At 57.2% G+C, this 11,847-nt stretch carries 10 protein-coding genes; all 10 read right to left on the bottom strand.

Annotated elements, in window-relative coordinates:
• Nucleotides 1-1,279, bottom strand: a 1,279-nt coding sequence (locus HV796_RS27830) for a hypothetical protein (protein WP_175229759.1), incomplete at its 3' end; no start/stop codon positions are given.
• A 92-nt stretch (nt 1,280-1,371) separates the two neighbouring features.
• Nucleotides 1,372-1,863 carry a hypothetical protein gene (locus tag HV796_RS27825; protein WP_175229757.1) on the bottom strand — a complete coding sequence of 164 codons (492 nt, stop codon included), beginning with the start codon at nt 1,861-1,863 and terminating at the stop codon, nt 1,372-1,374.
• A 211-nt stretch (nt 1,864-2,074) separates the two neighbouring features.
• On the bottom strand, nt 2,075-2,668 hold the full coding sequence (locus tag HV796_RS27820; RefSeq protein WP_175229755.1) for a type 4 pilus major pilin: 594 nt from the start codon (nt 2,666-2,668) through the stop codon (nt 2,075-2,077).
• Nucleotides 2,669-2,872: 204 nt separating this feature from the next.
• A complete protein-coding gene (locus tag HV796_RS27815; protein ID WP_175229753.1) occupies nt 2,873-4,024 on the bottom strand; it encodes a hypothetical protein in 1,152 nt (383 codons plus the stop codon).
• Between the two features lie 29 nt (nt 4,025-4,053).
• On the bottom strand, nt 4,054-5,961 hold the full coding sequence (locus HV796_RS27810) for a GspE/PulE family protein (RefSeq protein ID WP_246356076.1): 1,908 nt from the start codon (nt 5,959-5,961) through the stop codon (nt 4,054-4,056).
• Entirely contained in the window at nt 5,961-6,536 is a 576-nt protein-coding gene (locus tag HV796_RS27805) for a hypothetical protein (protein ID WP_175229751.1), read from the bottom strand. Before HV796_RS27805 ends, HV796_RS27810 begins: the two co-directional genes overlap by 1 nt.
• 3 nt (nt 6,537-6,539) lie before the next feature.
• Nucleotides 6,540-7,841, bottom strand: a complete 1,302-nt coding sequence (locus tag HV796_RS27800) for a type IV pilus inner membrane component PilO (RefSeq protein ID WP_175229749.1) — start codon at nt 7,839-7,841, stop codon at nt 6,540-6,542.
• On the bottom strand, nt 7,838-9,616 hold the full coding sequence (locus HV796_RS27795) for a type II secretion system protein GspD (RefSeq protein WP_175229747.1): 1,779 nt from the start codon (nt 9,614-9,616) through the stop codon (nt 7,838-7,840). Before HV796_RS27795 ends, HV796_RS27800 begins: the two co-directional genes overlap by 4 nt.
• A 259-nt stretch (nt 9,617-9,875) precedes the next feature.
• Complete coding sequence (locus tag HV796_RS27790; protein ID WP_175229745.1) at nt 9,876-10,337, bottom strand: TcpQ domain-containing protein; 462 nt, start codon at nt 10,335-10,337, stop codon at nt 9,876-9,878.
• Nucleotides 10,334-11,845 carry a TrbG/VirB9 family P-type conjugative transfer protein gene (locus tag HV796_RS27785; RefSeq protein ID WP_246356075.1) on the bottom strand — a complete coding sequence of 504 codons (1,512 nt, stop codon included), beginning with the start codon at nt 11,843-11,845 and terminating at the stop codon, nt 10,334-10,336. The genes HV796_RS27790 and HV796_RS27785 overlap by 4 nt, the downstream gene beginning before the upstream one ends.
• Between the last annotated feature and the right edge of the window lie 2 nt (nt 11,846-11,847).

Below are 11,847 nucleotides of genomic sequence, written 5' to 3'. Positions count from 1 at the left end.
CACAGTACTTGTGCGTACCTGGTATCGGCGTGTAGGTACTCGCGCAGGTATTCGCGGAATAGGTGCTGATGACGGGTTCGAACGTTCGATCCCACACACCGGATTGGCAAGCCAAGATGTTACCGCTAGGATCCGTGGTGATAGCGTTGCCGGAACAAGCTTGGCCCGCAACCGCGGTCGCCGCCAAAGGCAGTTGCGTCTGAACCGAAGCGCCGCCTCCCATATACATGAAGCCGTTCACCACAGTCGGGCCGTACAGAAAATTTTCCCCGTTCAACACGGTCGTCCCATTGACCGTCGCACTGCCCAAAATTGTCGCGTTCCCGTTTGCGTTCAGATCGCCGGCGTTCAGCGCCGCCCATCCGCCGGTCGTAGTCTGTATGTAAGCTGCGTTGGGCGCCCGCAAGGCGACGTTTGAACCATCGCCGTAAAGTTGCGCGTTCCCGATCTGTACGCCGATCCCATTAGGTGCATTCGTAGCCTCAAAGGTACCCCCCGACGTCGTAATGTTCCCCGTCGCGCCAAAGGTCGACACATTACTCATCGAGTTGTTATTTGCATTCATCGGCCCCGTCAGCGCACGCGAGCCGTTCAGCATGTAAAACTGGCTCAGCATCGCATCCATGTCGGCGTATGAGCCCACTCGCATTGCGAATGTGCCTACGGGAACACCGGCGATGGATGCCTGCCATCCGTTTCCGGTGCCAATCAACTGACCGGCATGCCCGGGAGTGGACATCCCGGCGTCGGCCCCCGCTGCCTGCATCGCAAGTCCGGCCAGATCATTACGGACCGCACCCGCGCCGTCCTCGTAAGGGGTCGTCGAATACATATAGCCTGCAAGCGACGGGGTTCCCCCGACGTTCACCTGCGACACCGATGTCGTAAAGCTCTGACCGTTAGGTGCCTTCGAGCTAAATCCGGCAGGCAGATAGCCAAGATTGATCAGTTCGGTGACCGCCGGCATATATGGGCTTGCGACCCCAGCGACAGATTGGCCCGCCATGATCGTTTGACCATTGGTGCTGTAGTACGCATTGAGTGCCCCCTGATACTCCACGGCCCACTGGCCGGTCGCCTTTGCGATCGACTCGTCAACCGCCTCGTTCGTCTGCGCGAACTGGCCAGTCAAGGCGATAGTCGCCACCGTCAGGGCCAATGCGACATCGATCAGCATCGACCCGCGCTGACCGCGCTCTTTCCTCCTGCCAAGAAGTCGTGACCAACCATGCAACGACGGCTTCGCCTCGAAATGATCAAAACTCAGAGTCTGTCTCATGGTTTCCTTCAAAACACTCACATTGCACTACGAAATAAAATTCCTGAGAGAGCGCTCATACACCCTTGGCGCTTCCCGCCAAGAAGTATAGCCTAAAGTATTGAAAAGGTGACAATGTTGTTGTCTCCGCTGCACTGCACGTTGCCCGGCGTAAAGGGCACTTGCGGCGACTTAGCAATGAAAGAGTTCACTGTCACTACTGCGGACACACCTTGCATTCCTGCAATGAGTGGGACACACGCGCTGTCCGGCAAAGTGATGATCTTGTACTGCATAGCGTCATCAGGTATATGAACCATCGTCGGCGAAACGGTGATGTACCCTCCCCCAACGGAGACAACTTCACCACCAACTGCAGTCGAGAAAGACCCCAATCCTTTGAAAACGCCACTATGGATTAGTGTCTGTGTCGACACCCCGCCGTACTGTCCAAAATAATCGCCTTTCACACGGCTACTCAACGACAGCAGATCGTTGCGTAAGGACGTAACTGTCTCCCCTTCCGAGGAGCTCGCGTACATGACGTATATGCCACACACGACCAGTAACACGATCAGCAGATAGAGGCCGTATTCTTGAATCATTCCACCGCGTTGCCGCGCGGCAGCCTTGAGAAATCGCTTCGTTACACGCAACTTTACTCCCCACGATCGTCGACACTTTTTTCGGCTCTCAGACATCACGGTCAATTCACGCGGCTGTCTTTTTTGTCCAGTCTGGCATCACGTTGCGGAGCCGGAAGTTAAAAAGGCGCCCTACCGCTGGCGCCCCGATGCGCGGTGCCCGCCCGGCGAATCAAGTCATCAGATAGGTGAGCTTGTTCGCGTCGTTCGTGCAGACCATGTTCGCCGGATTGAAGCTGACGGTGGGTGACTTGATAACCGTGCCATTGATCGAGATCTGCGACGCAGCGCGCTGGATCGCAGAGAGAATCGGCTGGCAAGCCAAATCTGGAAGGTTCGTGATCGAATACTGAACCGAGTCCCCAGCGACGTTCAGTGTGCCCGACGTTACCTGGAGTTGCCCGCCGCCCGGCGAAACGGTCACGTTTCCACCCGTATCCTGCATAGACGTCAAATTCTTGAAGAAGCCACCGGTGTCGAGCGCCGTATTCGTCACATTGGTATATTGACCCGAATAACTCGACTTCACCTTCCCGGCAAGCGTCGTCAAATCGCTGCCTAGTTGGTTCGTCTGCTCCCCAACGCTGCTCGAGGTGAAGTACGAATAAATACCGATGATTGCGATGAGCGCGACGAGGAGGTACAGACCGTACTCCAGCAATACGCTCCCTCGTTGCCCTCGCTCCTTAAACCGCTTTCCCATCACCTTCCCCGACGCTGTCTTGCCACAGCGCTTCCTACTCCAAACAATTCCGCCCGATTTCATGATTCTCCTCACCGAAAGAAAGACTCAAACTGCACTCTGTTCACGGCGCCCTAGACGCCGCGCTCTGTCCCATAAGCCCTCCAGCAAACTTCTCAAGCAGGACCTATGACTGTCCCAGTAAAACACGCCCGGGCAACGACAGAAATCCCGAAACACTGCCTATCCAGACGGGGATTTGCTAAAAATCCCAACGAGCCGGGAATATCAGCCGCGCATCATCATCTGCAACTGGATGATCTGCTTGAACTCGTCGGACATACGGAAGGTACCGAAATAGAACGTCATCATCGCGAGAATTACCCCAACGACGACGACGTATCGAAGAACCGTCGCCTTCTTCTGCATCTCGATTGGTGCGGTCCTCCGGACGATCGCCCCGACCTTGGCAAGCATGGCCGACATGTCGTTATATTCGGCAATGTCCACGATTCGATAATATGCGTTGTCGTTAACGATCCCGGTGTTAAACGCCTCGCCTTTGGCATTCGGTTCCTGCTCGAAATTGTTCAAAATCTGGCGAATATGCATTCTCAGCCAGGGGTATGACTCCGGTTCCATCTTTTCAAGAGCGTCTGGCACAGTCTGCACTTGCGTTCCCACCTTTGCGGTAGCCGCGCCCAGAGCCGACAAGAATGCCGCGCCACGAAAATCACGGTAGAACTGATAGGGAAAGAAATTTCGATCCAGCCATGGCCTCGCCCGCCCCACGTAGTTCGGAAAGGACCATTGAATCCATGAGAACGCCGCGATCTCGAGACCGAGAACGGCCCACCCCCATAGCCGGACGAACTCGCCGACCTGATAGAAGGCTCGGCCCACGGTTCCCCAGTGATCCGCCGGGATCATCGCCGCCATTGACCGAACCAGACGCGGCAGCAAAACGAACGCCTCGACGCTCAAGAAGACGTGGAAGATCAGAACCGCCGCTACGGCCGTTAGCAGGGTCGAACGGGCTACTCGCTTTGCCTCCTCCATGCCGAGGATGTTTTCGGAAAGTTGCTGCAAGCCAATTCTCAGGTCTCCCGCACGCTCAGAGAACGACAGCACCGTCAGGTCCTCAGACGGCACGGTACCAATCATGGCGTCGGAGAACGTAGCCACATCCTCATCCATCCGCTGCAGCCAATGCGCCGCTAGTTTTCCTTCCGGCTGATTTGCATGGCGGTCAACATACGGCTCGATCAGCTGCCGAATGTTCTTGCCAGGCTGAGCTTCCATCATGCCGGCCAAGTCCGCGTAGAACTCTCCGCGTTTCTGCTTGAACTCCCAAATCGCAAGAAATAGTCCCTTCCCCGCGGTCGGGTTGTCGTTGCTCGCCGAACGACGAAAAGGCAAACGTCGCAATAACCACTTCATGTACTGATCCCCTTTTGAGTAGGCTTTGATCAGCGGTTTCCTGCCGCTGTACCAAAACGCTCGTTCTGCTCGATCGCGTACTTTCCGAGCCCAAAGCGCTTCTGCTCGTTCTCGTATTGCTCAAACGTGCCGAACTTCTCTTCGATCTCGAACGGCGACACTTGTCCTTGAGAACACCGATACATGGCGACTTCCATCGCCGATTTTCCGAGGGAATCTTCGTCCGAGAATTTCGACGTTCTGAGCTTGTTGACGTACTTAATGAGATCGATGTTTTTATGGGCGCGAATCATCTCGAGCATGTTCGTATCCAGCTCGAGCATCTCCGCGACCACCTTTCGGCCGGCAATGCCGTTCAGCTCGGTCAGTCCGTGTTTATTGCATTTCGGACAGCCAGCCTTGTTCGTCAGGTAAATGCCGTCGACATCCAGGTCAAACAAACGCTCGATGCGGTTGAGATACGCTGCATCAGCATGATGTCTAGCCGGAAAATCCCTGCAGCACTCGCAGTTGATCGGCACCAGCGCCTGATACACGAGCAAATTCATAAAGCCCGGGGTTGCCATGACTTCACGCGGTATGCCAAGCTCGTTAGAGCAAAAGCGATCGATACTGCCCAGGTGCGACGGCGCGTGAACGGTCGTGAAGCCTAGGTGACCAGATTCAACGATGTCCCGGAACATCGACGCGCTGTCAAGATCTCGGCACTCGCCGATGAGGACCGCGCTCGGATCCATACGCTTCAGTTGGCGTTTCCACGCGATGAAGGAGTCTTCTTCCGTGTCAGTCAACGAGCGTGACACGTTGAACTGGCGAACACCGGGGATCAGGTATTCAACCGGGTCTTCAACCGAGTACTTCGCCATAGTCATCGGCAGGCTGGCCATGTTCGTCTGCATGGTGGTGGATTTGCCGGAACCCACAATGCCGGCCACGGAGATGCCGCCCTTGTGGCGACTGATCGCGTTCGTCCACATCTTGCACTGCTGCGGGAAGTAGCCCAATTCCCCGAGCGACTTGATACTCTGCATGTCGTCTTGGAACAGCACCCGCAGCACAACAATACTGCCCAGCGCGGTGCGACCTGAAGCCCAGCGGAAAAGCAAATCCCGGCCCTTGACCCGAAGCTGAAGCTGGCACTGTTGCGGCATGTTCTCGTTATACGAGTTCTGCGAACCGTTTTGCGACTTGTTGTTGTACAGGTACGCGACCATGTCCAGCAGCGTATCCGTTTCGATTAGGAACTCAGGCGGATGAACGAGTTTGCCGTGGATACGAAACTGGACCTGCGATTGCCTTTGCCGTCGGTTCATGTCTATGTGGATGTCCGACGCCTCGTTCGCAATGGCAAACTCAGCCATCAGTTCGAACTGACGGTAGAGTACGTTCGCGTTCTTCTGCTCGATCGAAATGCTTTGCTTCTTCCGTCGACGGTTTTCCATAACTCGGTCACGAGCCAAGTCGATCAGAATTTGGTCAGTCGCGACATAGCGTCCATCCTGCGTCAAATCCCACTTCAACGAGAGATGATTGATTAGCTCTTCAACATAGTCATCCGAAGCAAAATCGGCTGTACAAATCACGGCAAAACTGCCGCGCTTGTTTTCGGAGCCTGGAGCAGCCACCTCAACAGGGCAGACCTTTTGCCGCATCGATGGGGGCATGCGCAAGAGATCGTCGTCGTACATCTTGCGCGTGAACTCCGGAAGCGAATCCGCGTGCGTGATCACTTTCGAGTCTTCGGGCAACAGAGCACGATCGGCTGATCGGGATACCCGCTCTGCATCAGGCGAGCTGGCCGACGCGGCCAACGACGAGTTCGGAAAATTGGGGGGTGCACCAGAACCCGGCGGTACCCAATTAGCCTGACCGTTAGCACGGCTGGACTCACGTTGAACGATTGACGGTTCTTCCCGTCCCAACAATTTACCAAGCATCAGCGTACCCCACCGGCAATGCCTGGACGAGAGCCACCGAACACGGGAGGGACGCCGAGCGGTGTGGAAGTTTGGGGCATTCCCGCAGTGGCTCGAGCCTGAGTCTGGGCCGAACTAGTGTTGTCGTCGCCATCCAGCCCCGAGTCGAGCAAGGAATCAAAGTGTTTGATCTTCCCCGTTGGCGAACGAAGATCCGCGCCATCGGCATTAATAGCGATGACGGTCCAACCCTTGATCTTCTTGCCGACGGACGCCTGATACACGGCGTCATTCCACATCAGGTAGCCCGAGAGATTCGGAACGACGCCAAATCGCGCGAAAAGGCCGTCCTGATGCTTCGGCTTCTCGTCCGCTGCCGGACCGGGCACCGCCGGCAAAGGCGAGGTCGGCAAGCTTGCAGCAGCTCCGCCAGGGAGTGATCCGCCGCCTCCAGCGCTCTTGTCATCGTTGGACATCTGATGAAGCGTACGGGTTGCCTCCGCGTCGATCAAATCACCGACAGTCGGCGTCCCAGCACGCACGACCCCGAGCACCGTAAACAGAACCAGTCCTACAAATTCTTGCACATGCTTCATCTCTTATCCTTTGACCAACACCTGGCCCTTAACGGTTGCCTTGAACATAGAGTTATCGATCGACGATTGGGGATCCGACTGCACCTGAACGTTGATGCCCGAGACGATCGCGTATGGCGGGAATTTCGCCAGTAACTGGAAATTCCGCATCGGGCCGTCCATAGACCATGCGGCTGCCCGATATGTGTTACGCAACGCACTCGGGTCAATTCCGTCTGCGCCGAACAGGGTGAATGGCGACAACGTGTACTTTCCGGTTACCTGATAGCTTTGCAGCTGGGATTGAAAGTTGTACGTCACATCGTTCGCCGTCGGCGCACTGTCCAAGAATTGAGCCACACGACTGACGCGACCGATCGGGGACTGCGTCTGGATATGAACCACGTCCTGATCGAGACGATACGAGTGCGCCCATTGCGTGGGCAGCGCCGCCATGAACGTCTTATAGGTCGCTTGCACGAGCGCCCGCTTGTAATCGAGCGCGCAGAACATGGCCCCGGACGGCGTGAACGAGCACGACACAGCCGAGAGATTCCAGCCACCTATATCCCAAGGCAGCGAACGGAACCACCCATACCACGGTGCTAACTCAGTGGCAGGCAACACCGCATTGGTCCGCACTTCATTGATCGCGTCGTCATACAGCTTCTGTGGGTCCGGCATCTGGCGCTGGTGATGTTCACGCCATTTCTTCATAGCCACCGGACCGCCGACCTTAGCGATCAGAAAGCAGCCCAGCACGATTGCTACCGCGATACCCACCTTTCGGACGGGGACCTGCGACTTCGGGCGATGGAGGGCACTGTATTCGTCTACGTTCTCCGCGAAGAGGTCGATCGGCGTTGGGTATATGCCGTCCAGAGCGCGGATATCTCCGATCAGATCGAACGGCTCGTTCCGGAGCAACTCGCGGTATTCTGCAATCTTCTGGCTAAGGACCTCACCAGAAATGTCGACCAGGTCGAAGCGATCCTTCGGCTTGCCCTTATGGATACCCACCAGAATGAACGTCCTCGCGCTGCCCGGGTGGGTTAGAGCCATCAGGACATTCTTTTTCAGGCCCTTAATCCTCCCGAGGATCCGCGCTGCAGCGTAGATGGGTTCGCTCAGGCTCGACGCCTCCTTCTCCGTCAGATCCCCAGCCGGCAACAGCCCTACCTGGAAAGATTCGGCATCCGTCCAGATCAGTGCTGATTTGTCGGTCCGTGCCCGCGCGACTGCCATCGACTCGGGGTTGCCCCCACCGACAAGGCTTTTCCACGATAAACCGAATGCAATCTTCTTGCCGTTGACATCGATAATCATGAATCTGCGTCCTGCACCGCGGCCGAGAGAATAATGATGGTTGTCGTGCGCTGAGCTTGAGCGGTAACAGAGCCACCTGCGATGATCGGCACGCCTGGACCCATAGAGCGTTTGTCGTACTCGTTTTGCTTCTGCTCGAAGCCGGTGAGAATGAGCGTCCCGCCGTTGTGAACGATCGCATCGATCGTGGCACCTTCCCCGTTCGTGTCCGGCAATTGCACCGACTGCGCATTCGCGCCCGTGCCGGACGTGAAGGTCTGCAAGGATTGGAGCGTCGACTGGTCGATGGATATCGTCAAATCGATCGAATTGCGCGGCGTAACGCTCGGATAAAGCATCAGCTTGAAGCCAACCTGATCCTGGGAGGTTGTGATGCCTGGAACCCCACCGGTGCCACCGACAGTTGACGTCGCGGGCGTAGTAGCGGAGACGTACGAGTACGTCGTACGCACGTTGTAGTAAAGCCCGTGACGGTTCTGGATCGAAAGAGGAATTTCCGTCGTCGTCGACACCCGACCAATGTCCGATAGCGCCTGAACGATCGCGCTGGTCCCGTTAAAGGCGCCACTCGTGATATTCAGGCCGATCTGCCCGGAGTTATTAACACCACCGCTCTGACCGATGAGCGAGACCGGCGAGATCGACGAAAGCTGGAAGCCCGGAATGCTCTGAAGCGCCTTTGTCATGACGGCGTTCCAGTTGACGCCCGCCTGCCCGTTGTCATTCGTCGTGACCTGGATCATCTGAAGACGAACCAAAACCATCTTGGACAAGACATTCGTCTCGAACTTCATGATGCCGTCGGCCTTGTCGACCGCGTCTTTCGTATCCGTGAGCGTGATTGAGCCGATCGCCGGATCAGCAGAAATAGCACCGGCTCGAGTCATAATCGTCTGGATCGACGACTTGATCGAGTTGATCTCGCTGATGTTCGCCGCTTCGCTCTTTATCGGGGCATCAGGCTGCTGACCCTGGGTGTTCAGCGCATTCGAGTTGTTCGACTGCATCGTCGAACCGGAGAACGCCGTCGTGTAAGACATCGACCCGGGCTTGATCGGAAGCAGCCACGTCTTCGTAACCATCCGGTAGAAGCGAATGACGCCCTTCTGATCGTCATACTCCCAGTTGATGCCGAGTCGAGTCGCGATTAGATCGAGAGTGCGCGACAGCGGCATCTGGCCCGGCTCGAACTGGACATCCATCGGGGTATCGATTGCCGCCGCGCCAGAGTATCCTTGCACCCCGCTCAGTCCGTCCGATGCGCCCGGGATCGGCGGAAGGACGCCGGTCTTGGCAGCGCCCGCCGAACCAGCCGCGCCGCCGCTTTGGCCGAGGATAGAGTTTTTCGTGTCCTCGGTGACCTGGGCTCGCGGCAGCAGAGCACTCGCGGGAAGGTACACGTCGTTGTCAATCTTCACCGGAATCCCAGTGGCCAACGTAATCCGCTCCGCTGCAACCGGCAGCGAAACATGACGCCCTGGGAACATGATGTCCGTTTTGACGTTCGCCTGAAGAGCTGGCGGCAAAATCACATCGCGACTCAACGCGACAGTTTTGCCCGCAAGGAACGGCGCGTCGACCATCTCGTCGCGCTCTCGAACCTTTCGACCATTAACAATCTGGTCGATCAACTCCTGCCGCCCACTCTCTTGGACAGTGGTCGCACCCTGAACCGCTCCCTTCGTTTGTCGCTCGAGCGTCGGTGATACACAGCCTGACAGCGCCAAGGCAGCCACAAGCGGAAGAAGGACAAATCTTTTGAAATTACGGATCATCGGTCTACCTTGAATAACGTCTGTCCTGTCGAACAGAGGGAGGCATACGAGGTGCGGTCGCCGCAGAAGCGCCGCCCGGGGCGCGCTGCAAGCACTTAACCGACCTCTTCGTGGTTGCCAGTAAAACATGCGCAATTCCAACGAACTATCGAGAAACAGCGCCTATGGCGGGCGTCTTTCACGCTGGAGAAAAATCCGCCTTGTGCCAAAAAAAAGGCGCCCTGCGGCGCCCTTGGAGGCTTGGTGCCCCGCGTAGTGCTCATCGCTTTGTGCACTGAGTGGTAAGCGGCACCACCCGCACCCAGTTGTTCGAGTAGTAGCACCCATGCACCGGAGTCTCGCCTCCCTCCGTCGTGTGCAGCGTTGACCTGACCGCGTTCACGAAGTCAGTGTCGTGCCACGTGTACTCGCCGGCTACGTTGATGTCGCCTTCAACTGCCCATTCCGAGTTCCAACCCGATTCTTTCGCCCAGCGGGCGATCATCTGTCGGAAGTTCAGATCACTCACATGCACGGAGAAGTCGTGCCCCTTCGTCGCCGCAGCGTCAGTATCGGCACCGCCGACCGTCACGCTCGCCACAGCCGTGCTCGAGGTGGGTGTTGCAGCGTCAGCAGAGGACGGCAGGAACGCCTGATTCTTGTGTTCTTGAGCCGAGGCGAGCGGCACAACGAAAACGAACGCCGCAACGGCCCCTAGCCGCGTAAAGGTCAGTTTCTTCATTTGATCGTATTCCCGGCTGAGGGTTGAAGCGCGACCACGTAATGGCCGTCGCCCACGTGAGTCAAATCGAGTGTCTTGCCATCCAGGGTGAGTTCCATCTTCTCCCGGACAGGCATCGTGAACGTCGTTGCGTCCTTCCACTTCACGGTAACGTCTGAGTTGTCCACGCGATCGATCACATACATCGTCTTCGGCGAGACGCGCAGTTTTACGGTCAAGAACGCATTCGCTTCGCTCAACGTCTCGATCCCGGCTTTGGCAATGACCTCAACCAGGCCACCAAGATCCGGCTCCACGTAAATGGTTTTGGTCTCCTTGTCGACGCCGAGATTGCATGCACCTGCGCTAGCCTTACCCAGATCTACAAGCTTGGCATCGAAATTCGGCTCCCGGTCAACGGGCGGAACCGTGATCTTCCTGTCCGGGACACCACCACCCCAAGTGAATTGATAGTGTTCTTTCTCGGCGAATACCGCCAAGGTCGTGCGAAGCGAAATGCCGCCGTTTTCGCTCGAGCCATCGCCAATACCCGCATTGCCGTAGCCGGCAAGCGCCGCCAAGCGCTGCGCCCCCTGCTCGCGGCTGATAGCGCCCGATTGAATGTCGGCCTTAATCGCGTCCGCTTTAAAGGCGAGTGAATCGGCCGACGCATACTGCACCGGAACTTGAAGCGGCTTGCTATAGACGCGAATCTCGGCATCGAGGCCGTCAGCACCGGACGTATCGGCCGTCACATTGATCACGCTCGCTGGGACACCATTCTTGACTAGCCAGTCACGGACGGCCCCTGCGCGCTTCTCGCCGAGCGTCTCCATCATGCTATCGTCGTCGCGGCCCAACACCACCACGCGGCTCGCCCGCTTCGCAGCCGAAAGAATCTCCGACGCGGCAGCGCGCTTGGGAACCAGAAGCTCCGAACTGCCACGCTTGAACTGAACGTCGAACTTGTCCTCCGTCGGCAATTCCGTGGCCCACGAAGCGTTGTCACCTACCACAGGCGTTGCATAGCTATTCGCCTGAATAGCCTGGCGCACGTACACCGGCCGGTTGCGCTGCGTCACCGCATACAGGCCGTCTACGTCCACATCAGATGCCGGCACTGTGCCCGGCTCACTCACGCGAGACATATCGATCACATGCGGCTTGGCGCCGTTGTACTCCGCAACCCCCGTCTCCTGCCCGCGTTGGAACAGGAAGCGATTCGCGACGAACGGCACCGTGAAATAAATGCCTTCCTGATTCGGCTCCAGCAGCTTGTGTACCCCGGCGTCATCAAGCTCAATTACCGGAGCCGCTCTTCCAACCGCGAACTGAAAATACGTTTTCGAGCCGTCATCGAAGACTTGGCTAGGACGAACGTCCGACCCGCCCGTGGTTCGATAGGCAAAGTCATAGTTGCGATTGGATGCTGCCGGTAGCGGCGCCGTGGCACACGCGGTCATGGCCAGCCCCGAAGCAACGGCAGCGATGATGCGCAATTGCGCTAAGGTCTTCACACTGAGTTTCACGG

Origin of the sequence: Paraburkholderia humisilvae (genome assembly GCF_902859855.1) — a bacterium.
GTDB lineage: Bacteria > Pseudomonadota > Gammaproteobacteria > Burkholderiales > Burkholderiaceae > Paraburkholderia > Paraburkholderia humisilvae.
Note: the sequence above shows the minus strand (reverse complement) of the source record. Positions and strands in the feature narration are given on the sequence as shown.

Excerpts from the sequence above, each read along its gene's own strand:
- HV796_RS27825 (WP_175229757.1), bottom strand. The coding sequence starts at position 1,863 with ATGATTCAAGAATACGGCCTCTATCTGCTGATCGTGTTACTGGTCGTG.
- HV796_RS27820 (WP_175229755.1), bottom strand. The coding sequence starts at position 2,668 with ATGAAATCGGGCGGAATTGTTTGGAGTAGGAAGCGCTGTGGCAAGACA.
- HV796_RS27815 (WP_175229753.1), bottom strand. The coding sequence starts at position 4,024 with ATGAAGTGGTTATTGCGACGTTTGCCTTTTCGTCGTTCGGCGAGCAAC.
- HV796_RS27810 (WP_246356076.1), bottom strand. The coding sequence starts at position 5,961 with ATGCTTGGTAAATTGTTGGGACGGGAAGAACCGTCAATCGTTCAACGT.
- HV796_RS27805 (WP_175229751.1), bottom strand. The coding sequence starts at position 6,536 with ATGAAGCATGTGCAAGAATTTGTAGGACTGGTTCTGTTTACGGTGCTC.
- HV796_RS27800 (WP_175229749.1), bottom strand. The coding sequence starts at position 7,841 with ATGATTATCGATGTCAACGGCAAGAAGATTGCATTCGGTTTATCGTGG.
- HV796_RS27795 (WP_175229747.1), bottom strand. The coding sequence starts at position 9,616 with ATGATCCGTAATTTCAAAAGATTTGTCCTTCTTCCGCTTGTGGCTGCC.
- HV796_RS27790 (WP_175229745.1), bottom strand. The coding sequence starts at position 10,337 with ATGAAGAAACTGACCTTTACGCGGCTAGGGGCCGTTGCGGCGTTCGTT.